This window comes from Pirellulales bacterium (genome assembly GCA_019636345.1).
In the GTDB taxonomy this organism is placed as follows: Bacteria; Planctomycetota; Planctomycetia; order Pirellulales; family Lacipirellulaceae.
In genome coordinates this window covers 143,143-166,246 of record JAHBXQ010000004.1, presented here as the reverse complement: position 1 = coordinate 166,246, position 23,104 = coordinate 143,143, and the positions used below count along the sequence as shown (strand labels likewise).

The following is a 23,104-nucleotide window of genomic DNA, read 5'->3' as shown; positions in this document are numbered from 1 at the left end:
TGCAGGAAACTGTGCGTCGATCGACGCTGGCAAGCGATCGGACCGAGCCGCGAATTCGTGGTGAGATCAGTTCGTCCCCGGCGGCGGCAAGGTCGCGCGATCGCCGCGGGGGGACCCCCTCATTATGCCCGGGAGTCCGCTCGGCGACCATCGACCGGTCGGCTCCGGGCGGGCCGGCGCGGGAGTCGCGGGTGGGGTTGCGCGGACTGGCTGGGTTGGACACGTCGACTGACCGAGCCGCGCCCGAGCCCCAAATCGGCTAGCCTCGCCAGTTGGCGGGGAGAGCGGCGTCTTTCTCGACGACCAAAATCCCCTCGCTCACCATGCAGAAATCGCCCGCCTTTCCCTCGCCGATCCCGTCGTTGTTGACGACTTGGGCCCCGGGGCCGATGCGACAGTTCTTGTCGACGATCGCCCCCTCGATCGTCGCCCCCGCGCCGATCCCGATCGGCGGAAGTCCCGCCCCTTCCGACGCGGCCAGTCCGCGCGGCGACTCGTAGAAGTCGGCGCCCATCAGGACGCTGTTGCGGATCGTCACCCCTCGGCCGATCCGGCAGCGGACGCCGACGACGCTGTTCTCGATGACCGCCCCCGGCTCGATGACGCACCCGTCGGCGATGAGGCTTCCCGAGATCTTCGCCCCGTCGAACCGCGACGGGGGCAAAAACCGCGGCCGGGTGTAGATTGGCGCCACCGCGTCGGTGAGGTCGAACGGCGCATTCGGCTGGGCGAGCTGCAGGTTTGCGTCGAAAAACGACCGGATCGTTCCGATGTCCTCCCAGTAGCCGTCGAACAGGTGGACCTGCACCTTGCGGCGATCGATGGCGTGGGGGAACACTTCCTTGCCGAAATCCTGGTGGTTGTCTCCTTCCAGCAGTTCGCTGAGCACGCGGCTGGAGAAGATGTAGATTCCCATGCTCGCCAGACAGTCGCGCCCGCCGCTGACCACGCCGCGGGCGTCGAACCAGGCGGGATCCATGCGAACGCTGGCGAGCTGTTCCTCGGTCTTCGGTTTCTCGACGAAGCCGATCACCCGGCCCGAGTCGTCGATCCGCATCACGCCCAGGGCGTCGGCCTCGCTGCTGTGGAACGGCTTGGCGGCGATCGTGGCGTCGGCCCCCGAGTCGATGTGCGTTCTCAGCATCGCCGCAAAGTCCATGCGGTAGAGTTGATCCCCGGAGAGGATCACCACGTAATCGATCCCCGCCTGGGTCATGTAACGCAGGTTCTTCCGCACGGCGTCGGCGGTCCCCTGATACCAGTCGGTCCCCTCGGCCATGGTCTGCTGGGCGGCAAGAATCTCGACGAATCCGCCGCTGAAGTTGTCGAACCGGTACGTGCCGCGGATGTGCCGGTGGAGGCTCACCGACAAGAACTGCGTCAGCACGTAGATGCGGTTGAGCCCGCTGTTGAGGCAGTTCGAAATGGGGATGTCAATCAGCCGGTATTTGCCGGCCAGGGGCACGGCGGGCTTCGACCGATAGTTGGTAAGCGGCCTCAACCGGGATCCCTGTCCGCCACCGAGCACGACCGCGACAGCGTTACGCATAGCACCGAACCCTTAAGCTGCCTGTTCCAGAAAGAAAAGCGCCCGACCGCGGGCGTCGGTCACCGTTTTACCACAGAGATTGCAGAGGTCACAGAGTTGCCAGGAAGGAGTCGCGAAGCCACGGGCGCTCGCGGAAACGTCTCGGAAAGTCACTTGACCACGAAGTTGACCAGACGTCCCGGGACGTACACCTCTTTGACGATCTGTTTGCCTGCAAGCTGCTCGGCGATCTTGGCGTCGGCCTTGGCGGCGTCCAGGACTGCGGCCTGTGAGGCGTCGGCCGGGACATGGACCTTGCTGCGCACCTTGCCGTTGATCTGCACCGGGACCTCGATCGTCGCCTCGGCGAGCAGGGCCTCGTCGTACTGGGGCCAGGGCTCGTAGGCGAGCGAGTCGACGTGCCCCAGGATCGACCACAATTCCTCGCCCAGGTGGGGCGCAAACGGCGAAAGCAGCAGCACGAGCGTTTCCATACACGCCTTGGGACGCCGCTCGGCTTTGGTGAAATGGTTGGTGAACTCCATCATCCGGGCGATCGCCGTGTTGAACTGCAGCTTCGTCAGGTCGTCGGTCACCGCCTTCACCGTGCGGTGAACCACCCGCAACTCCTCCTCGTCGGGGTCCGCAGTCGTCATCGCAGGATGCAAGGCGATCTCGTCGGCCCGGTCGTCGACGATCAATCGCCACACTCGACCCAGGAAGTTGTAGACGCCGTTGACCCCCTCCATGCTCCAGGGCTTGGTCGCCTCGAGCGGACCCATGAACATCTCGTACAGCCGCAGGGCGTCGGCGCCGTACTCGCGCACCACTTCGTCGGGGTTGATGACGTTCCCCCGGCTCTTGGACATCTTCTCGTTGTTCTCGCCGAGAATCATCCCCTGGTTGACGAGCTTCTGGAACGGCTCGGGCGTGCTGACCACCCCCCGGTCGTAGAGCACCTTGTGCCAGAACCGCGAGTACAGCAGGTGGAGCACCGCATGCTCAGCCCCGCCGACATAGAGGTCGATCGGCATCCACGCCTTCTCGACCTCGGGGTCGATCGCCGCGTCGGCGTTACGCGGATCGAGGAACCGCAAGTAATACCAGCACGAACCGGCCCACTGGGGCATCGTATTCGTCTCGCGCTTGTAGCGCACACCGTCGACGACCGGGTAGAGCCACTCCGCCGGCGCCTTGTCGAGCGGGGGTTCGGGCCGGCCGTGAGGCTTGTAGTCGTCGAGGTGCGGCAGGTCGACCGGCAGTTGATCCTCGGGAACCGTACGCACGCGGCCGGTCGGCTGGCCGTCGGCGTCAAGCTCGTGGAGGATCGGGAACGGCTCGCCCCAAAACCGCTGCCGACTGAACAGCCAGTCGCGAAGCTTGTAGTTGACCGCCTCGCGCCCGAGCCCCCGCTCGGCGAGCCAAGCGGTGATCTGCTTTTTGAACTCGTCGGTCGTCAAGCCGTTGAACTTGCCCGAATTGATGGCGACGCCGGGCTCGGCGTAGACTTGCTCGCCGGCGAGGATCTTGGCCGCTTCTGCCGGCGGGACAGGGTCCCGCGGCTGGACGACGGCGCGCACGGGAATGTCGTACTGCTTAGCGAACTCGAAGTCGCGCTCGTCGTGCGCCGGGACGGCCATGATGGCGCCCGTGCCGTAGCTGATGAGCACGTAGTCGGCGACCCATACGGGGATCGGCTCGCCGTTGACGGGATTGATCGCATAGCTGCCGGTGAAGACGCCGGTTTTCTCCTTGGCGAGCTCGGTGCGGTCGAGATCGCTCTTGGTCGACGCAGCGTGGCAAAAGGCCTTCACCGCGTCGCGATGCTCGGGGGTCGTGAGGCGGTCGACGAGCGGATGCTCCGGCGCGATCACCATGTACGTGGCGCCGAACAGCGTGTCGGGGCGCGTCGTGTAGATGCGGAGCACGTCGTCGGCAGGTTTCTCGGGAAATGCGCGCTTCGCCGATTGAGCCCCCGGTGAATCACCGGGGGCTATTTGGAAATCCACCTCCGCGCCCGTGCTGCGTCCGATCCAGTTCCTTTGCAGCGCCTTGATTCCGTCGTGCCAGTCGAGCCCTTCCAGGTCGCGTTCCAACCGATCGGCATACGCCGTAATCCGCAGCATCCACTGCCGCAACGGCATGCGAACCACTGGGTGGTCGCCGCGCTCGCTCTTGCCGTCGATCACCTCCTCGTTCGCCAGCACGGTGCCCAGCGCCGGGCACCAATTCACGGGGGCGTGGCTCTGGTACGCCAAGCGGCGTTCATCCTGGTACGCGCGCACTGCGCCCTCGCCCTGCTTCTTCACCTCAGGGGGAATCGGCAATTCGCTGATCGGCCGGCCGCGCTGCGTCTCAACGTCGAACCAGGTGTCGTAGATCTGCAGGAAGATCCACTGCGTCCAGCGGACGTAGTCGAAGTCGGTCGTGGCCAGCTCGCGTCCCCAGTCGTAGCTGAAGCCGAGCATCTTCAGTTGCCGACGGAACGTGGCGATGTTCCGCTCGGTCTGCACGCGGGGGTGCTCGCCCGTCTTGATCGCATGTTCCTCGGCCGGCAACCCGAAGGCATCGAATCCCATCGGGTGGACGACGCTCCTGCCCTGCATGCGGGCCGCCCGGCAGACGATATCGGTGGCGGTGTACCCCTCGGGGTGCCCCACGTGCAGGCCGTCGCCGCTGGGGTAGGGGAACATGTCGAGCACGTAGAGCTTGGGCCCCAACGGCAGCCGCGGCGCCGCGAAAGTGGCGTGCTGCTCCCAAAAGGCTTGCCACTTGGGCTCGATCGTCGCAGGGTTATAGCGAGGCATCGCGGAGAGGTCAGAGTTGAGAGGCCAAGGGGGAGAGATCGGAGGTCAGGCGAGCAGCGACAATTCGAGCGAGCCGGGGCGTCCCCGCCCCCGGCGCCTTCGCCCGCCCGGAAAGTCCGCCGATTCTACTGCCCCCCCGTCGCGGCGCAAACCACGGCGCCGTTTGACGTTGCTCGAATTCGGCGAGTACGATAGCAGGCTTACGCACGGCCCGTCGCCGAGCGGATAGCAGGGGCGATGCGGCCGGGAGGAGTCAAACTCCGGTGCGGCCCTGGCGCAATGCATCGCAACGTGGTCCTCTGCCGCTGGGGGGCTGACAACCCCCGCTTGCTTGGGGTTCGCGTGCCGCAAAACGTCGCCTTTCACATCGCTTGTTCCGTACGGGTCGAGTCCGCCATGCAAAAAACCAAAGTCGGCATCATCGGCCTGGGAACCGTCGGCAGCGGGGTCGCCCGCATTCTGCTCGACCATGGCGACCGCACGGCCCGGCACGCGGGGCGGACCCTCTGGCTCGAAAAGGCGGTCGTCCGCGATCTGAAGAAGGCGCGTGACTGCGACCTTCCCGCGGGAGTGCTCACCGACAAGCTCGACGACGTCGTCTGCAACCCCGAGATCACGCTCGTGGCCCAACTCATGGGGGGGCTCGAACCGGCGCGGACCGTCATGCTGCGGCTGCTGGAAAACGGCAAAGACGTCGTCACCGCGAACAAGGCCCTGCTTGCCGAGCACGGGGCCGAGTTGTTCGACCGCGCCCGCGAACTGGGCCGATCGATCGCCTTTGAAGCGGCGGTGGCGGGGGGGATCCCCATCATCGCCAACATCAGCCAGTGCCTCTCCGCCAACCAAATCACCTCGCTTCACGGCATCCTCAACGGCACCAGCAACTATATCCTGTCGAAGATGCACGAGCCGGGCGGCGGCGACTACGCGGCCGCGGTGGCCGACGCTCAGCGGCTTGGCTACGCCGAGGCCGATCCGACGATGGACGTCGACGGCAGCGACGCGGCCCAGAAGCTGGCGATCCTCGCCCATCTGGCGTACGGCGCCCGGGTCCATTGGAAGGAGATCCCCCGCACGGGGATCGACACGGTCGACCCGCTCGACATCCGCTACGCGATGGAGATGGGCTACCGCATCAAGCTGCTGGCTGTCGCCGATCTGGTGGGCGAGAAGCTTGACCTCGAGGTCTCGCCCGCCTTGGTCCGCGCCGGCAGCCCGCTGGGCGAGGTGAGCGGGCCGTTCAACGCGATTCGAGTCGAAGGAGACTGCGTCGGGCCGCTGTTCTTTCACGGTCAAGGAGCGGGGCAGATGCCCACCGCCTCGGCTGTGGCCGCCGACCTGATCGACACGGCGGTCGGCCGCACCGCGATCACGTTCCGCACGCTGGAGCTCTGGTCGCAGCGCGAGGCCTTGGTCACCCCGGCCGACCATTCCGAGAGCGAGGCCCGATTTTATCTGCGGGCGATGGTCGACGACCACCCCGGGGTGCTCGCCCAGGTGACCGCGGCGCTGGGGAACGAGAACGTATCGATCGCCTCGGTCTTGCAGAAGGAACCGCTCGCCAAGGGCCAGCCCGTGCCGTTGGTGGTGATGACCCACGAAACGACCGAAGGCGCCGCCGCCCGTGCCACCGCCGCCATCGACAAGCTGCCCGCATGCCACGGCAGCACGGTGCGGATGTGGGTGCGAGACTGAGCATTGTCGCAAACTCCTTGAACGCCAACAACCGTCTATGAAATACGTCATCATCATCCCCGACGGGGCCGCTGACGAGCCGCAGGAGTCGCTCCTGGGGCTCACCCCCTTGGAGGCGGCCAGCACCCCGGCGATGGATGCGATCGTCGCCCAGGGAGTGATCGCCCGTGCCTGTCACACGCCGCGCGCACTGCCGGCGGGGTCCGAAGTGGGGAACATGAGCCTGCTCGGCTACGACCCGCTCACGAACTTCACCGGCCGGGCGCCTATCGAGGCGGCGGCTCAGGGGATCGAGTTGGGGCCCGACGATTGGGCGATTCGCTGCAATCTGGTCACGGTCGAAGACCAGGTGATGCGCGACTTCACCGCCGATCACATCAGCACCGAGGAAGGGACGGAATTGCTCGCCGCAGCGAACGAGGCGCTCGTCGGCGACGGGCTCGAGTTCGTCCCCGGGGTGAGCTATCGCAATTTGCTCATTTGGCGCGGGGCGAAGCACAAGGCTCCCTTCACGATGGACATGCGAGCGACCCCGCCGCACGACCTCACGGACAAGTCGATCAAGAACGACTTCCCCCGCGGCCCAGGGGCCGACGTGCTTCACGACCTCATGATCAAGAGCGTCGAGGTTTTCCGCGATCACCCGGTCAACACGCGGCGGCTTGCCGCGGGCAAGCTGCCGGCCACGAACGTCTGGCTGTGGGGAATCGGCAAGGCCCCGCGGCTGGCGCCCTTCGCCGAGGCCTACGGCCCGCAGGGATGCATGATCACGGCGGTCGACCTGCTGCGGGGGCTGGCCGCCTTGGTCGGCTGGCCGCGGATCGAGGTCCCGGGCGCCACGGGATATCTCGACACCGACTACGCCGCCAAAGGGCGTTACGCGATCGATGCGATCCAAACGCACGACTTGGTGTGCGTCCACGTCGAAGCCCCCGACGAGGCTTCTCACGAGGGGAACGCCGCGGAAAAGGTCAAGGCGATCGAGGAAATCGACCGCCATGTCGTCGCCCCGCTGGCCGAGGCCTTGGCGAAGCAGGGCGATTGGCGGATGATGATCAGCCCCGATCATCCCACGTTCCTGGCCACGAAGACCCACACCCACGGGTATGTCCCCGTGGCAATGGCCGGTACGGGAATCGCCCCCGACGAGTTCACCAGCTACGGCGACGCGAACGCGGCGAAATCGAAGCTCGCGTTCGACGAAGGCTGGCGGACGATGGGGCGGTTCGTGGGGAAAGCTGAAGGTTGAACCGCCAAGGACGCCAAGTGCGCCATGGGGGAGCCGAGTGGCTGAGCCGGGAGAACGAATCGAGCCCAGGCGCTCAACTGCCTCCGCGCCACGAAACTCCAGCCTGGGCACTTGTTGAACTTCAACGTCGAACAATAGCGCCACGGAATTGAGCGTATTGCGCTCACCCATAGTCAACCCTTTCGCCGCTCCTTGGCGCCCTTGCGTCCTTGGCGGTTCAGAACAAGCAGGCACTTAGAACTCGCACCATGTCGTTAATCGTGCAAAAATTCGGCGGCACCAGCGTCGCCACCCCTGAGAAGATCACCGAAGCCGCGCGGAAGGCAATTCGCGCTCAGGCCCAGGGCCATCAGGTGGTGATGGTGGTGAGCGCCATGGGAAAAAACACCGACGTGTTGGTGGACCTCGCCAACGCGGTGAGCAGCGCCCCCTCGGCCCGTGAAATGGACATGCTCCTCTCGACGGGCGAGCAGGTGAGCGTCGCTCTGGTCGCGATGGCGATTCACGAACTCGGCGGCAAAGCCACGAGCCTCACCGGCGGGCAGATCGGCATCAAGACCGACAGCAGCCACACCAAGGCCCGCATCCAGAACATTTCGACCGAGCGGATGAAGTCGCTCTTGGACGACGGCCATGTGGTCATCGCCGCGGGATTCCAGGGGACCGACGACGAAGGGAACATCACCACGCTGGGCCGCGGGGGGAGCGACACGACCGCCGTCGCTCTGGCCGCCGTGCTGGGCGCCGACGAGTGCCACATCTACACCGACGTCGACGGCGTGTTCACGACCGATCCCCGGCTGGTCGCCGAGGCCCGCAAGATGGATCGGGTCAGCCACAACGAGATGCTCGAACTGGCGAGCCTCGGCGCCGGCGTCATGCACAGCCGGTCGATCGAGTTCGGCAAGAAGTTCAACGTGCCGATTCACGTCCGCAACAGCGGCAGCTTCAACGACGATCCCGGCACCGTGATCGGCCCCGACTCGGAGAGCGCCGACCGGCCGGTCAGCGGCTGCGCCCTGACCAAGAACGAGGCCCGCGTCAGTATGCGGGGCGTCCCCGATCAGCCGGGGACGATGAATCGCATCTTCAGCGAACTGGGCCAGGCGCAGATTGCGGTCGACATGATCGTTCAGGACGTCGGCGCCGACGGCAAAGCGGACATCGCGTTCACCGTCATCGAGGGAGATTTCCCCGCCGCGCTCAAGGCGGTGAAGAAAGTCGCCGCGGAGTTCGGCGACGTCGATGTGCAGGTCGAGGAGGGGTTGTCCAAGGTCTCGGTCGTGGGACTGGGGATGGCCACCCAGACCGGCGTGGCCGATCGCATGTTTCGCGTTCTGGCCGACGACGACGTGAACATCAAAGCGATCACCACCAGCCAGATCAAGATCTCGGTGCTCGTCGACAAGGCTCACGGGCAGAAGGCCCTCCGGGCGGTCCATCGCGAGTTCGAACTTGACAAGCCCCCCGCACAGCGCAGCGCCTATGCCGAGGAGGCGAGCCAACTCGAGCAGGCGAGCCCCGCCGACATTGTCGCCCGGCTGCAGCGGATGGAAGACCTGACAATCGAGAACGTCTCGCTCGACCAGTCGCAAGGGCGGGTCACGCTGACCGCGATCCCCGACAAACCGGGGATCGCCGCCCAAATCTTCGAGGCGGTCGCGTCGGAGAATCTGCTCGTCGACATGATCGTCCAAGGGGCGGGGAGCGACGGGCTGGCCGATCTCAGTTTCACTGTCCCGCGCGACTCGGTCGCGCAAGCGGTCAAGGTCGTCGAAGAGACGGCCGCAGATCTCGACTGCGGCCCCGTCGAGAGCGACCCCGCGATCGCCATCCTCAGCGTGTTCGGCATCGGCATCCGAACGCACGTCGGGGTGGGGGTGCGAATGTTCGCCGCCCTGGCCGACGCGGGGATCAACGTCGAGATGATCAACACGAGCGAAATGCGCGTGAACGTCGTCGTCGACAGCGCCCAAGGGGACGCTGGGCTCGAAGCCCTGAAGGCGGCCTTCGCCGACGTCATGGGGTGATCTTGAACTCGGCGTCGCGTCGGGCAAGATAATCGCGCAGCCATCGCGTTTCGCCCCGCAGCAGCAGCGGACCGGCGAGGTTCACGAGACCCGACAGGACGATCAGGCCGTTGACTCCGAGCATCAGCAGCCGCGGGGCGCTCTGCCGCAGCGAGTCGCTCTCGGCGATCATCGCCGCGGGGAAAAGCAGCAGAAACATCGCGACGCCGCGCAAGCCGACGGCGCACTTGACCGGCCGCTCGGCGTCGGCGAACTTCAGCGGAGCGACCCCGAACCCCGCGCGGTCGGCCCGCCGGTGCTGCAGGATCTCGACGATCGTGCCTGCAATGCGCACCGCGGCCGTCACGGCGAGCCCGATCGCGACGCTCGGCACGGCGACGTCCGCCCAGCCCATGCCGGCGCTGCGCACCAGCAGGATCACGAGGAGGGCGGTCGACGCGCCTCCCAGAAAGAAATCGACGAACACCCCCGATTGCGGAGCCCACTTGGCCCGCAAGTGAGCCGGCGGCGCCCGATGCGTCCCGTCGCGGATCGCGCCGGCGACGATCCAGACGTGCCAGTCGTCGTAGCGGGACTGTGCGAAGGCTTCGGCCTGCGAGTTGAGGAAGCAGTACTTGGCAGCGTCGCACGCGATGCCGACCCACAGCCCGGCGATCAGGAAGGCGAACATCGCCTCGCCCGACCACTCCCACCGCAACATGCCGACGATCGGCAAGGCGCCGAAGAGAATCCGCTGCAGGGCGTCGACGGTTTCTTCCCAGGCGAACCCGGCGCCCCGTCGCGCGAGCGCCGCGGGGGCGTTCTTGTGGAAGCGGGCGTAGTCCGCCGAGGTCAGGGGGACGTCTTCAACGGCAGCGCGTGACACGGCAAGCTCAACGGAGACGTATTGCCGCGGCCGAACGGAGGTCAATCCACGCGCCAATCGGCAAGATGGATCTCGACGCTCGCTCGACCGCGATACCGGTTAATGACCGGGCGGAAGGCGATCGACAACTCGCCGTCGATCGCCGCAAGTTCCTCCTCCCAGTCGCCGCCGCCGAACGCAACCGCCCGCATCCGCACGCCGTGCTGGGCGACGGTCATCGACAGGTGCCGACCGGCGCCCCCCATGCGGCGCGGGGCTTCGGTCAGACGCACGTTGCTGGTGCACAGGACGGGCCGACTGTTGCCGTGGCCGAACGGGGCGAGGCTCTCGATTTGGGCGACCGTTTGATGGGTGAGCATCGACAGAACCGCCTCGGCGTCGACTCGCAGGTCAGGCACGGCGGCGCCCTCTCCCAACTCGCGGGCCGCGACTTCGCAGAACGCGCGGCGGAATACGGGCAAGCGCGCCTCGGCGACACGCAAACCCGCGGCAGCGGCGTGTCCGCCGTGCCCTTCCAGATGTTCGCTGCACTCGGTCAGCGCCGCGTGCAGGTCGAACCCCGGCACGCTCCGTGCCGAGCCGACCCCCGGTTTCACCCCCAGCTTGTCGGCGGCGACCAGGACGACCGGCTTGTGGTACTTTTCGGCGAGCCGTCCGGCGACGATTCCAATGATCCCCGGGTGCCACTCGTGGTCGGCGAGGACCAGGGCCGGGTCGCGCTGCGGGTCGAACCGCTCGCGGGCCTGCTTGTCCGCGGAGCGAAGCATGCTGCGTTCCAGCGTTTGCCGCTCGGCGTTGAGTTCATCGATGAACGCGGCCAGCTTCGCGGCCCGCTCGGGATCCTCGGTCGTCAGCAGTTCGACCCCCATCTCGGCTTGGCCAAGCCGACCCGTGGCGTTTAAGCGAGGGCCGATCGTGAAGCCGAGATCCTCGCCATCGAGCGCTTCCTTGTCGGCGAGATTGGTTTGCTTAAGGAGCGCAGCCACGCCGACGGTCGGCGAGTGGCGCAGCGCCTTGAGCCCTTCGCGTACGAGGATGCGGTTCTCGTCGACGAGCGGTACGACGTCGGCCACGGTGCCGATCGCGGCCAACCCGACCGCCTGCATCAGGAAGCGGCGCATCGGCTCGGTGACGCGTTTGGCGCCGGCCGCACGTTGGCACAAGGCCCACGCCAGCTTGAACGCGACCGCTGCGCCGCAGAGGCCGGGAAACGGGTAGGCGCAACCAGGGAGCGCAGGATGGACCAGCGCCGCAGCGGCGGGCAGCTCCGCGGCCATCTGGTGATGATCGGTGACGACCAGCGTGAGTCCCAGCTCTGCAGCGAGCGCCGCTTCCGCGACGCTGGCTATGCCGCAGTCGACGGTCACCACGACGTCGGCCCCGTCGGCCGCCAGCCGCCGCAATGCGTCGTCGTTCAGGCCGTATCCCTCGTCGATGCGGTGCGGGATGTAGGAGTCGACCTTCGCCCCAAGCAACCGGAAGCACCGCAGCAGAATTGCCGTCGCGGTCATGCCGTCGGCGTCGTAGTCGCCGTAGACGGTGATCCGTCGACCGGCGCGAAGGGCGTCGTAGATCAGGTCGGCTGCGGCCGCGGCGCCGGGGAGCTCGTCGGGATTGCGGAGCCCTGTGAGCTTCGGGTCGAGGAAGCTTCGCGCCTCTGCGGGGTCATGAATGCCGCGAGCGAGCAGAAGCTGAGCGACGACCGCGGGAACCCCGGCCGCCAGTTCGAGTTGGGCAACCCGCTCGCGATCGTAGGGGGCGATCCGCCAGCGTTTGGGCATGGGGACTTTCTCCCCGAGCTTACGCTCTGGGGCTCGGGCTTGCGCTCTGAGGATCGGAGCGCGCTTGCCGGCGAGCGCGGCTACTTCTTCTTCTCGACGTGCAGCGTGTGTTTCCGCAACCGCGGGCAATACTTCTTGAGCTTCAACTTCTCGCCGCCGGTCTTTCGGCGGAGCGTGTAGTTGTAGTCGCCGGTCTCGTCGCAGACGAGAAACACGGTTTCCACCTTCTTCTTCTTCTTGCCGCCGCTCTTGGCCATGGCAGGGACTCTCGCAAACAATTGAGGGGGTGGTCGGGGGGCGCGCCGGCAGGGTTTGGCTCCCCGCGGCAGCGGCTGACCCGGCATTTTAGGGCCGAAGGGCGAACCTTGCCAGGGCCGCCCGAGCAGTTCTCGGGGGCATTTTTTGCAGGACCGGGGTATACTTAAACTCGGCCCGCAGGGGGAGTTGCGGTCGCCAGAGTCACCGGAGCAGCCGCCAGGAGAGGCCATTGTCGGCGCCGTCGGTCCCTAATTCGCCCGTCGCGGTCCGGCCGCCGAGCTTTGTTTCGGTCGGCCCCGGCGAGGCTGCGCCGCCGGTCGGGGGTCTTGCGTCGGTTCCTCCTGAACCTGCCGAGGCGGACGCAACCGCCGAATCCTCTGGCCGGCGCCGCTGGTCAGTTGGCGCCGCGATCGACGAGGCGATTCGCGAGGGGCGGGCCTCGGCGTGGCTCGCCAGCGCCGCAATCCATGCGGCGATCGTGCTTTGCTTGTCGCTCTTGGTGTTCTCTCCCCGCGGCTTGGGCCCCGCCTTGCTCTTGGAGGGGTTCGTCGACACGACCCCCGACGACGAGGCCGAGTTGCAATTCGACACGTCGCTGGCCGGAGGCGTCGAGTCGGACCTGCCGACGACCAGCGAGCCGCTGGTGGGCAATCTCGACGCAGCGCCGACCAATGCGTCGACTCCGACCACGCCCGTACTCGTCGACCCGATCGCGACAATCGGCGAGATCGCATTCGAACCGTTCGCCGCCGACGCCGGCTCGCTGTCGACGCTGGGCGGGGGGCTCGAAGGACGACGGCTGGCGAATCGCCACGGTCGCGCCCTGGCCGGCGGGGGAAGCGACGCCAGCGAGGCGGCCGTCGAGGCGGGGCTCGCTTGGCTTGCCGCGCACCAGTATCCCGACGGCGCTTGGCGGTTCGATCTTGAACGCTGCCCGAACTGCGCCGGCTACTGCCGCAACTCGGGGACGAACGCTTCGAGCACTGCCGCGACGGGGCTCGCGCTGTTGTCGTTCCTGGGCGGCGGCTACACCCATCGCGACGGCAAATACGCCGAGACGGTGCAGCGAGGGGTGTACTACCTCACCGAGACGATGGCCGTCACCACCCATGGCGGCGACCTGCGCGACACGCGGGTCCGCGAAATCAGCAGGGAACGCGCCGGCGGGTCCGGGGCTCTGGCCAACGCCGTCGACCTGCTGCGGAACAAGGTGGACACGATGTACTCGCACGGGATCGCGACTTTGGCCTTGACCGAGGCGTACGCGATGACCGGCGACCGCGCGCTGCGCGAACCGGCCGAGCAGGCGGTCAAGTTCATCGTCAACGCCCAGTACCCCGACGGGGGGTGGCGCTACGCTCCCGCGTTCGAGACCCCCACAGCCGGCGACGTGACAGTCAGCGGTTGGCAGGCGATGGCCCTCAAGAGCGGCGCGATCGGCGGGATCCCCGTGCCCTATGAAACCTGGCGCAAGCTGAGCGGGTTCCTCGACACGAACGCCGTCAACGACGGCGCCGAATACGGCTACGTCCAGGGGCAGAGAGGCACGCGGGCCACGTCGGCAATTGGGTTGTTGTGCCGGATGTTCGAGGGTTGGCCGCGGAGCCATCGCCCGCTGCAAAAAGGGGTGGCGAATCTCGGCAGCCAGCGGCCCGAGGACAACCACATGTACTACAACTACTATGCGACGCTCGTGCTGCACCACGCGGGGGGGTCGGACTGGATCCGTTGGAATCCCAAGATGCGCGACTACTTGGTCAAATCGCAAAGCACTAGCGACCACGAACAAGGAAGCTGGTACTTTGAAGAGAGCTATTCCCGCGACGGGGGCCGGGTGTACACGACGGCCCTCAGCGTCCTGACCCTCGAAGTCTACTACCGTTACTTGCCGTTGTATCGCGAAGGGGGCGGGGAATGAGACGCCGGCGGACGATCCTTGCAGCGCTGGCGACGCTCGGCCTGCTGCTGACGGCGCGGCCTACCGCTGCGCTCGAGCGGGTGCTGCACACGGTCGAGCGCCAATTGGTTGAACACGCCGGCGAGATCGTGCTTGAAGACCGCGCCGGCGGAGTCGTGCTTCGCACTCCCAGCGACCAGTTGCACGTCATCCCCGCCGCACAGGTTCGCAATCGTTCGACCGACGATCGCCCGTTCGAACTGCTCGACGCGAAGGGACTGGCCGAGGAACTGCTCAAGGAACTTCCCGCGGATTTCCGCGTGCATCACTCGAAGAACTACGTCGTCTGCTACAACACGACCGCCGCGTACGCCAAGTGGTGCAGCTCGCTCTTGGAGCGGTTGCAAAAGGGGTTCGTCTCGTACTGGAAGAAACGGGGCTGCGAGGTCGACGTTCCGCAGCGCCCCCTGCCGGTGATCGTATTCTCCGACGAGGCGAGTTACTTGCAGCACGCCGTGCCGGAATTGGGCGCCAGTGCACGGAACGTCATCGGCTACTACAGCATGGCGACCAACCGGATCATCATGTACGACCTGACCGGCGCTCAGGCGGTCGTGCGAGGGTTCAGCAACTCCGGATCACGGGCGGACATCGTATCGCTGCTGACCCTGCCCGCAGCCGAGCCGCTGGTGGCCACCATCGTGCACGAGGCGACTCACCAGATCTCGTTCAACTGCGGGTTGCAGAAGCGATTCGCCGACAACCCCGTGTGGATGAGCGAGGGGCTCGCCGAGTTCTTCGAAACCCCCGATCTGCGCAGCACGCGCGGCTGGGCGGGGATCGGCGAAGTGAACTCTTCGCGGTGGGAACTGTATCAGGCGAACGAGGCCGCGGGCCGGTTGCTGCCGTTTGAGCGGATCGTGGGAGGCGACGACGTGTTCCGCAACCCGCAGACGGCGGTCGACGCCTACGCCCAAGCGTGGGCCCTGACGTACTTCCTCGTGAAGTGGCGCCAGCAAGAGTACGTCGCGTACCTGCAGGCGATCGCCGCGAAGCCCCAACTCGTCGAGGTCAAACCTGCGGCGCGACTCGAGGAGTTTCGCAAGCACTTCGGCGATCTCCAGCAGTTGGAGTCGGAATTCCAGCGGCAGATGAGTCGCATCCGGTGAACTGACGACATGCTCTGCTAGCTGCTGGCACTGGCGGCGGGCCATTCTCATCGCTTTGCCGCGAAGCTTTGCGGGCTGTGACGCCTGGGGGCTTCGCCAGCTTACGCGGTTAAGTCGGTGGTAGCGGATTTGCTGACACCGCAGCGTCGCGACGGTCGAAATCAGAACCGAGCGCAGGAGGATTCTGCGCCTGGAGCGTCGCGCGTTCGCGCCGTGCTCCGTCGAGCCAGGGAAGGCGCTATGCGGAAGCGGTATCGCCAATCGTCGTCGACGCCCGGATGGGTGTGGGTCGCGTGCGCGGCGACCCCGCTGGTCGCCTGGGCGTATCGCTACGCCGAGCCACCGGCGTCTCAGTTCGAGTCGCCGCCGACGGTCGTTACCGGCGGACCGGCTTGGTCGTTCGCTTCGCCGCCCCCCCCTGTGGAGCGCGAAGGACAATCCGCCCCGCAGCCGACGCTTCCGACTCCGGCTGATTCCACGCCGCTTGTTCCGACCTGGAAGGCCCCGATTGCGGACTTCGCGGCGCCCGACTCGGCGTCCTTGGGCGAAGCGTACGGCGTCGTTCCGACCCCCGCGCCAGGCCCCATGCTGATGCCGCCGACGGAACTCCCCCGCCCCGCGGACCCGCCTCAGGAGCAATCGCTCGCGTTCCCGTCAATTCCTGAGGCTGACGTTCCTGAGGCAGACGTCGCTCGGCAGTCTCCATCGGCCCCGTCGCCAAGCATTGCGACCGAACTGGCGGAATTACAGGGGCAAGTCCTTCCGACCGAGAGCGAGGTCGCGGAGGCCGGCCAACCGAACAATCGCCTCACGCTCTCGGGGTCGATGACAGGCCAGAAAATCGAAGACCGAGCACGCCGCCAAATCCGCGAAGGATATGAGCTGGCCCGCCGCGGCGCCTACTATGCCGCGGAAAAGAGATTCGTCGGCACGCTCAAGCTGATCGCCGAGGCGAAGGACGCGCGCACGGGCACGGTGCGCCGCAGCATGGCGTTGGCCGCGGGGTTGCGGGCGCTCGACGAGGCGAACGATTTCCTCGCCCTGCCCGCTCAGGCGGACGCGAAGGTCGAGATCGACGTGCTGGTCCGCTCGCATAAGACGCCGATCGGCAGAAGCGACCCGCGCGGCGGGGCTTCGCCCGTGGCGCTTGCCGACCGTTACTGCCAGTACGCCCAGTCCAAGCTCGCTGCCGCGGTGGCGGGCGAGGCGTCCGGGTCGATGGCCCTGCACGCCTTGGGCAAGCTTCACGGCCAGATGCACTCCCCCGGTGCGACCGACTACCCGCAGGCAGTGCGCAGGGCGGTCGCCTTTCAGCAGGCGGCGCTGCTCGCGCGGGACGACAACTACCTCGCTGCGCATGAGTTGGGCGTGCTGCTGGCCGAAACCGGGCACTACGCCGAGGCGGGAAGCCTGTTGCGTCAAGTTGCTGCCGAGCAACCCGACCCCACGGTGCTGAAGAACCTGGCACGCGTCGAGCGGTCGCTGGGGAATCTCGAAGGCGCCGAGCAAGCCAATCGGTATGCGGCCCAACTCGCGGCGCGCATCCCCGACCCGCGTGTGGCGTGGCTTCCGCCGCAGCAATTCGCGCAGGTCGCGCCCCCCGACGGCGCCGCGTACGGCGCGCTCGCTGTTCCCGGTTCGCAATCGGCGCCCGGCGGATGGCCCGCGCAAACCGCTCGCAATCCTGTCGGGCCGCAGTCGATGGCGATTCCTGACGCGGCGCGGTTCATGCGATGACCAAGCCGTTCCCCGAACGATTGAACCTCTGCTCGCCGATTGACGTTATGCGCACCCCGCTTGCGACCGCCTGCCTGATCGGAGCCAGTCTTGCCGCGACCGCGGCGGCGCTGCGGGCGCCGATGCCGCGGACCGAGTGGCCCGGCCCAGCGGCGACGACCTCTCGGTGCGTCCCCTGGGACCAAGTGCGACTGTGCCAGGCGCTTGGGCCCGCGGCGCCTCACCCGATCTGGGGCGTCGACGGAACGGCCGGCGCCGGTCGGGGCGAACCGGGCTGGGAGTCTCGCGGCCATGTCAACTGGCAGGCCTATGCCCAAGGCGAGTACGTGGGGCACGCCCGTACTGCTCACGTCCCCGAGTACCGCATTCGCGTCGATGACAAGGTGTCGTTCGTTTTCCGTCTGACGCGCGAGTCGCACGACGGGCCGTATGCGCTGCAGGTGGGCGATACGATCCGCGTCGAGTCGCTCACCGGCGACGCGGCCGGCGGCGGCAGCGCCGACGGGGGGCAGGACAACATCCGCCGGGAACTGATCATCCAGCCCGACGGCACGATCAGCCTGCCGCTGCTGGGACAAGTGCGGGCGGCTCATCTGACGGTCGATGCGCTGCGACTGCAGCTCGAAGAGCGCTACAAGAAGTTCTACAAGGTCCCCGCGATCACGGTGACGCCGATCCTGTTCAACACGCGGCTGCAAGATCTGATCGACTCGGTCGACGCTCGGCAGGGCGCCAGCGGCGGGTTGCGGCTCGAGACGACGATCAACCCCGACGGACGGATCTATCTCCCCGCGCTGGGGGCGGTGTGCGCCCAAGGGCTCACCCTGGACGAGCTGCAAATGGAACTGAACGCTCGGTATCGGGCGATGATCCCCGGCGTCGAGATCACGCCCGTGCTGACCCAGCGGGCGCCGCGAAACGTCTTCGTCCTGGGCGAGGTGCGGACCGCGGGACGGTACTCGCTCGACGGGCCGACGAGTCTCATGGGGGCGATCAGCATGGCCGGCGGATGGATCCCCGGGGCGAACCTCCGGCAGGTGGTCGTGTTCCGTCGCGGCGACGACTGGCGGCTGATGGCGACGATGCTCGACATCCAGGGCGCCCTCTACGCCCGCCGCCCGGCGCCGGCCGACGAAATCTGGCTCAACGACGGCGACATCGTCGTCGTCCCCAAGGCGCCGATCCTGGTCGTCAACGAGTTTATCAACCAGTTCTTTACGAACGGTCTCTACGCGATGTTCCCGCAGTTCTCGTTCGGGAATTTCAACTTCAACAACTTCCGCTCGATCAGCAATTAGCGATCGTCGCCCCCGCCAGTGCGGTTACGCCAACCGATCGTATACGCCTTCCAGCGTGCGGGCGTAGCGGTCCCAACCGAAGAGGTCGGCTGTGCGCTCCCGGCCGGCGGCGCCCATGCGGCTGGCCAGCGACGGGTCTTCCAAGAGCGTCGTGATCGCCTCGGCGAGGGTTTCGCTGTCGTGCGGCGGGACGAGGAGGCCCGTCTCGCCGTCGGCGACCGCTTCGACCGCGCCCCCCGCGCGACACGCCACCGACGGTTTGCCGAGGGTCGCGGCTTCGATGTAGACCAGCCCGAACGGCTCGCGGTGCGAGGGGAGGGCGAGCACGTCGATTGCGTTCATCAGGTCTGCCGCGTCGCGACGGAATCCCGTGAACCTGACATGGCGGGCGAACCCGCCGCGCTCGGCGACTTGTTGCAGTTCCGCGGTCAGGACGCCTTGGCCGACGATCCAAAACTGCGCGTTCGGCACACGGGCGACCACGCGGGGAATTGCTGCGAACAGTTCGCGATGCCCCTTTTTCTCGCCGAGGTGGGCGAACGTCCCGACGACGGGGGTCGTCGCGTCGGCCCCCAGTTCGGTGCGTACGGCGAGCGGGTCGCGCTGCGGGCGAAACTCGGCCGGATCGATCGCGTTCGGCAGCACCGTAATCCGCTGCGGCTCGATTCCTTGAGCGACGAGGTCGTCCTTGACGGATTGCGACACGGCCAGCAGGTGTCGCTGCCGACGGTGCCACGCGGCCGAGGTGAACCCGTGGACGTGCCCAAGCGAGGGGGGACCGCCAAGGGACTCAAGCCACCCGCACCACCAACTGGCGGTCGAGAGAGCGGATTGGACGATCTCGGCTTCGAGGCGTCGGGCCGCGCGGCCGATCACCAGCGGGGCGAACAGGTTCGCCTTGCCGCCGATTCGCCCGGTGGCGGGGTCGATTCCGCGGCGTCGCATCTCGGCGGGGACGTCGCCGCCGTGCTTGACGAGCACCGGCAGGAAGTGCCCCCGCTGCTCCATCCGCTGCACCATCCGCACAAGCTGGGTTTCAGCCCCCGACATGTGCGAGGGGGTGATAACCTGCAGCACGCGAAACGTCCGGCGGGCGCCGACGAGTGCGGCGCTCGGCGAAACGCGGCAATCGGCGGCGAGGGAGGGCATGAGAGGGCGTGGCGATTGGCGATGGGAGGAGGCGAAAGCAAATTGACGGCGATCATGGTTGCTGCCGGGCGCCGAGCGCACTCTGCGAGCGCTGCTTCAATCGCCGTTCACCAGGCTCGCTACGCCACTTGCTGCTGCCCGCGTCCGTACAGGTACGGATTCAGCGACGGGTCGTTGTACATTTTCATCTGCCGATAGACCTTGAGCATCTTTCGGCCGGCGAAGACGTCTTCCAGGAGTTCGGTCAGCGAGCAGGCCAAGTCGGTTCGCTGGAGCCGGCAGCGGTCGAGGCGTTCCTTCACTTTTTGCAGATGGGCGGCGTCGACGTCGGTCCGGGCCCGCTGTTCCTTCAGGTGATAGATCCGCAGGGACATGATCGACAGCCGGTCGATGGCGCTCCCTGGCGTTTCGGTGTTCAGCGTCGCGTCGCGGCGGGGCATGATGCTCTGCTGGAACAACTGGTCGATGAGCCCCTCGTCGATCCGCTCGATCCAGTCGTTGCGCTGCTGGTTGTAGCCGTCGATGGCGCGCTTCACCATCGCGATCCGCGCATCGCTGACGTCGGGACTGCGGGCGACGTCTTCCTCGTGCCACAGCAAGAAGTTGTATTGATGCTGCTGACAGACAATCGCCAGCAGGTCCTGACAGGGATTGTCCGGCTCCTCGGCGTGCCAGCGGACGACCGCATCGCGGTGGAGCTTCAGAACCGAGTCGACGAATTTGCGGGGGTGAAAGGACATGCCTGTCATCCTGGGATCGGGGCGGGGGGCGCGTCCGGCGACTGGAAGCCGGGGCTCACGCGGGGGCGGGAGTCTAGGGAACGCTGCGAACGTCGCCAAGGCGGGTTCTCCGCGGCAGCGGGAGACAAGCAGCGGGAACGTCGCTCGTCCCGGAGTCGACGGGCGACTAGAATGCTAGCCGACGAGCCCTCTTTCCCGCCGACGCCCCGCGCACCCGCACGGAAAAATCATGCCGCAACTGAAGCAGGGCGTTTTCCGGCGTCGACGGATCGTGGTCGCCACGAGCTTGGCGGCGCTGCTGGCAGTGCTATCGCCTACGCCGGGCCGTGCGGACGAAGCGCCGGCCGACTTCGACGGTCAGCGGGCGTTCGGCCAACTCGTAGAACTGTGCAACCTGGGGCCCCGTTACAGCGGCTCGCCGGGGATGGCCGAACAGCAGCAGCTGCTCGAACGACATTTCGCGTCGCTGGGGCTGAAGGTCGAGCGACAGGAGTTTCGTTCCACGCGAGATCGGTTCCAGGGGGGAGCGCTCCCGATGGCCAACCTGATCGTGCCGCTCAACCCCGCGGCGACCCAGCGGATCATCCTTTGCGCCCACTACGACACCCGCCCCTTGCCCGATCGCGATCCCGAGGAGCGGCAGCGGCGCCGCGGCACGTTCGTCGGCGCCAACGACGGCGCCAGCGGCACGGCCGCGCTGATGGAATTGGCCCGGCACTTGCGCGGCCTCGGCGGGACGCGCGGCGTCGATCTCGTGCTGTTCGACGGCGAGGAGTACGTCATCGCCGAACGGGGCGAGTACTTCCTAGGGAGCACCCATTTCGCCCGGAAATATCGCGACAAGCCGCCGAATCATCGCTACGTGGCGGCGGTGCTGTTGGACATGATCGCCGACAAGCAGCTCGGGATCCGCTACGACGGTTCCAGCAACCGCTGGGAAGACTCAAAGTGGCTGGTCGACGAATTGTGGGAAACGGCTCGCCAGTTGGGCGTGTGGGAGTTTCAGCGCACTGAGTGGCCTAACCTGATCCAGGACGATCATATCCCGCTCCACAACATCGCCCGCATCCCCGCGTGCGACATTATCGATTTCAACTATCCTGATCCGCTCAACAGCTACTGGCACACGACCGCCGACGTGCCGGAGAACTGCTCGGCCGAGTCGCTCGGCAAGGTCGGACGGGTCGTGCTCGCTTGGGCTCGCGGTTGGCTCGCCGAGGCGACGCCGGAGGATCCCCGGTGAGCGCGGCTGATTGGGCGGGAGGCGCGGTCGTCGCCATCGCTGCGGCGCTGCTGGCGACTCACTATCGCAGTTGGCAGGAGCTCCGCCGGGCAACCGCGAAGGGGGGGACCTCGGGAATCCCGTCTCAGCTCCGAATGTTGCGACGCCGCACGTGCGCAAGCAGCCTGATGGCGTTGATCGGCGCGGCGATCATGCTGAACGGCGTCGTACCCGTTCACCCGGGGGCCGTCACGGCCTATCTGTTCGGGTTGCTCGCGGCGGTCGTCGCATTGGCCGTCCTGGGCGTGGTCGATTACCGCGACCTGCGCAATCAACATCGCCGCGAAGCCCTGGCCGCCTTGCGTCAGGAATTGGCCGATTCCCTGAAGCGGCGGCAAAACACGCTCGCCGATTCCCGCGGGTCGGAGAACTAGCGAAGCAAGCCGCACCGGGCGCCGGCGGCGTCGCTTCCGTCAAGGCGCCGGGGAAAGTAGCATGGGGCTCGCTCGCCCCAGGATCTCTCTCCCGACAACTCGGCTCCCTGAACCCTTCGTCGCCCCGGTGATGCTTCCCGACCCGCTCCGTTTGGCCCTCGCGCTGATCCCCGTGGGGGCGTATTTCGTCCTCATCGGGCTGCTCAATGTGCGACGGCGGCCCTTCGTCACCTCGGGGGGGAGCGATCTGGCTGCGCTCGGGGCCGCGGCATCGGGCTTGGTGCTCGTGGGGCCGATCGAGTTGTTTCGCCCCGAGGCGGCCTCCATCGAGTTCGGCAACTACGTCTGGCTGTTCCTGTTGGTCTTCTACTGGCTGTGGGTGTGGTTGGCCGTGCTGTTGGGGCGCCCCCGGCTGGTGATCTACAACATCAGCGGCGAGGAATTGAGGCCGCTCGTGGCCGAGGCGGCCCGCGAAATCGATCCCCAATCGCGCTGGGCGGGCGACAGCCTCGCCTTGCCGACCCTCGGCGTGCAGCTTCACCTGGAGACCTGGGACGTCATGCGGCACGCCTCGCTTGTTTCGAGCGGCAACCGCCAGAGCATCGACGGTTGGCGGCAACTCAGCGCGGCGCTCCGCGACCGGCTTGGCCAACTCCAGGTCGGGCGCAATCCGCGCGCCATGGGACTGCTGTCAGTCGCCGCGGCGCTCATCGGAGTCAGCATCGTCCACATGCTGTACCACCCACAGCAGGTCGCGCAGGCGATGCAGGAGATGTTTAATCTGTAGTGACTGGCGCCGAGTCGTACTCCGCCGATCGCCAGTCACGATTCGCCGGCAGCCACCTGAAACGTCACCCGAAACGCCTTGTAGCCTGCTGCGAGTTTCTCTCCGTAGATCGTCTGGAGCTCGGTCCGCAAGGCTTCGGCGGTCGGGAAGCCGTCGGGAACGGCGTCGGCGTCGGTGAGCCCCTCGACGGCGACCTCCTCGACTCCGTCGATGCGGATTGGCCCGACCCCCGGGACGTAGCTGCGCTGCCCAGGGCGCATCATGCGGTGCTTCCACAGCCGGATGGTCTGGGTTTTGGCGCCGGCGCGAATCGCCGGGAGGAACTTCTTCTTGAACAGCAGCATGGTCCCCTCGCTGTCGGCCGAGCGGCCGAGGCCGCGGTCGGAGACCAGCCTATCGGATCGCGCCGCGTCAAGCGAGCAGAAGGATAGCCCCCGCTTGGCAGGCGGAGTCAGGCG

At 67.0% G+C, this 23,104-nt stretch carries 18 protein-coding genes; 10 read left to right on the top strand and 8 right to left on the bottom strand.

Annotation, left to right across the window (positions count from 1 at the left end; translation table 11 throughout):
- Positions 1 to 259: 259 nt before the first annotated feature.
- Positions 260 to 1,549 (bottom strand): glucose-1-phosphate adenylyltransferase, encoded by a 1,290-nt coding sequence (locus KF688_11395; GenBank protein ID MBX3426274.1) that lies wholly within the window; start codon positions 1,547 to 1,549, stop codon positions 260 to 262.
- A 149-nt stretch (positions 1,550 to 1,698) separates the two neighbouring features.
- A complete protein-coding gene (gene leuS / locus KF688_11390) occupies positions 1,699 to 4,335 on the bottom strand; it encodes a leucine--tRNA ligase (protein ID MBX3426273.1) in 2,637 nt (878 codons plus the stop codon).
- Between the two features lie 396 nt (positions 4,336 to 4,731).
- Here leuS and KF688_11385 point away from each other — a divergent pair, with 396 nt between their 5' ends.
- The 3 genes from KF688_11385 (at position 4,732) to KF688_11375 (ending at position 9,309) form a co-directional block, all read left to right on the top strand.
- Positions 4,732 to 6,030 (top strand): homoserine dehydrogenase, encoded by a 1,299-nt coding sequence (locus KF688_11385; GenBank protein ID MBX3426272.1) that lies wholly within the window; start codon positions 4,732 to 4,734, stop codon positions 6,028 to 6,030.
- Between the two features lie 37 nt (positions 6,031 to 6,067).
- Entirely contained in the window at positions 6,068 to 7,279 is a 1,212-nt protein-coding gene (locus tag KF688_11380) for a cofactor-independent phosphoglycerate mutase (GenBank protein MBX3426271.1), read from the top strand.
- A gap of 248 nt (positions 7,280 to 7,527) precedes the next feature.
- Positions 7,528 to 9,309, top strand: a complete 1,782-nt coding sequence (locus KF688_11375; protein ID MBX3426270.1) for an aspartate kinase — start codon at positions 7,528 to 7,530, stop codon at positions 9,307 to 9,309.
- Here KF688_11375 and KF688_11370 read toward each other — a convergent pair.
- The 3 genes from KF688_11370 to rpmG all read right to left on the bottom strand — a co-directional run bounded on the left by KF688_11370 (position 9,299) and on the right by rpmG (position 12,212).
- Positions 9,299 to 10,174 carry a hypothetical protein gene (locus KF688_11370; protein MBX3426269.1) on the bottom strand — a complete coding sequence of 292 codons (876 nt, stop codon included), beginning with the start codon at positions 10,172 to 10,174 and terminating at the stop codon, positions 9,299 to 9,301. The two genes, KF688_11375 and KF688_11370, sit on opposite strands and share 11 nt — an antisense overlap.
- 41 nt (positions 10,175 to 10,215) lie before the next feature.
- Positions 10,216 to 11,955 (bottom strand): single-stranded-DNA-specific exonuclease RecJ, encoded by a 1,740-nt coding sequence (gene recJ, locus KF688_11365; GenBank protein MBX3426268.1) that lies wholly within the window; start codon positions 11,953 to 11,955, stop codon positions 10,216 to 10,218.
- An 80-nt stretch (positions 11,956 to 12,035) separates the two neighbouring features.
- Positions 12,036 to 12,212: a 50S ribosomal protein L33 gene (gene rpmG, locus KF688_11360; GenBank protein ID MBX3426267.1), complete on the bottom strand. Its 177-nt coding sequence runs from the start codon at positions 12,210 to 12,212 to the stop codon at positions 12,036 to 12,038.
- 230 nt (positions 12,213 to 12,442) lie between these two features.
- On the opposite strand from rpmG, the gene KF688_11355 reads away from it, so the two are divergent.
- The 4 genes from KF688_11355 (at position 12,443) to KF688_11340 (ending at position 18,314) form a co-directional block, all read left to right on the top strand.
- The gene (locus KF688_11355) at positions 12,443 to 14,131 is read left to right on the top strand and encodes a terpene cyclase/mutase family protein (GenBank protein ID MBX3426266.1); all 1,689 of its coding nucleotides are present in this window, start codon (positions 12,443 to 12,445) and stop codon (positions 14,129 to 14,131) included.
- Positions 14,128 to 15,279 carry a DUF1570 domain-containing protein gene (locus KF688_11350; protein ID MBX3426265.1) on the top strand — a complete coding sequence of 384 codons (1,152 nt, stop codon included), beginning with the start codon at positions 14,128 to 14,130 and terminating at the stop codon, positions 15,277 to 15,279. Before KF688_11355 ends, KF688_11350 begins: the two co-directional genes overlap by 4 nt.
- A 240-nt stretch (positions 15,280 to 15,519) precedes the next feature.
- Entirely contained in the window at positions 15,520 to 17,016 is a 1,497-nt protein-coding gene (locus KF688_11345; GenBank protein ID MBX3426264.1) for a hypothetical protein, read from the top strand.
- 47 nt (positions 17,017 to 17,063) lie between these two features.
- A complete protein-coding gene (locus KF688_11340; GenBank protein MBX3426263.1) occupies positions 17,064 to 18,314 on the top strand; it encodes a polysaccharide biosynthesis/export family protein in 1,251 nt (416 codons plus the stop codon).
- 24 nt (positions 18,315 to 18,338) lie between these two features.
- Here KF688_11340 and KF688_11335 read toward each other — a convergent pair whose 3' ends face one another.
- Both KF688_11335 and KF688_11330 read right to left on the bottom strand, forming a co-directional pair.
- The gene (locus KF688_11335) at positions 18,339 to 19,463 is read right to left on the bottom strand and encodes a glycosyltransferase family 4 protein (protein MBX3426262.1); all 1,125 of its coding nucleotides are present in this window, start codon (positions 19,461 to 19,463) and stop codon (positions 18,339 to 18,341) included.
- 119 nt (positions 19,464 to 19,582) lie between these two features.
- Positions 19,583 to 20,212: a DUF4254 domain-containing protein gene (locus KF688_11330; GenBank protein ID MBX3426261.1), complete on the bottom strand. Its 630-nt coding sequence runs from the start codon at positions 20,210 to 20,212 to the stop codon at positions 19,583 to 19,585.
- A gap of 220 nt (positions 20,213 to 20,432) precedes the next feature.
- On the opposite strand from KF688_11330, the gene KF688_11325 reads away from it, so the two are divergent.
- The 3 genes from KF688_11325 (at position 20,433) to KF688_11315 (ending at position 22,646) form a co-directional block, all read left to right on the top strand.
- Positions 20,433 to 21,446, top strand: coding sequence for a M28 family peptidase (locus tag KF688_11325; protein MBX3426260.1), 1,014 nt, complete (start codon positions 20,433 to 20,435; stop codon positions 21,444 to 21,446).
- Positions 21,443 to 21,859: a hypothetical protein gene (locus KF688_11320; GenBank protein MBX3426259.1), complete on the top strand. Its 417-nt coding sequence runs from the start codon at positions 21,443 to 21,445 to the stop codon at positions 21,857 to 21,859. Before KF688_11325 ends, KF688_11320 begins: the two co-directional genes overlap by 4 nt.
- A gap of 127 nt (positions 21,860 to 21,986) precedes the next feature.
- Positions 21,987 to 22,646, top strand: coding sequence for a hypothetical protein (locus KF688_11315; GenBank protein MBX3426258.1), 660 nt, complete (start codon positions 21,987 to 21,989; stop codon positions 22,644 to 22,646).
- A 35-nt stretch (positions 22,647 to 22,681) separates the two neighbouring features.
- On the opposite strand, the gene KF688_11310 is transcribed toward KF688_11315, so the two are convergent.
- A complete protein-coding gene (locus KF688_11310; protein MBX3426257.1) occupies positions 22,682 to 22,990 on the bottom strand; it encodes an ASCH domain-containing protein in 309 nt (102 codons plus the stop codon).
- Positions 22,991 to 23,104 lie beyond the last annotated feature (114 nt).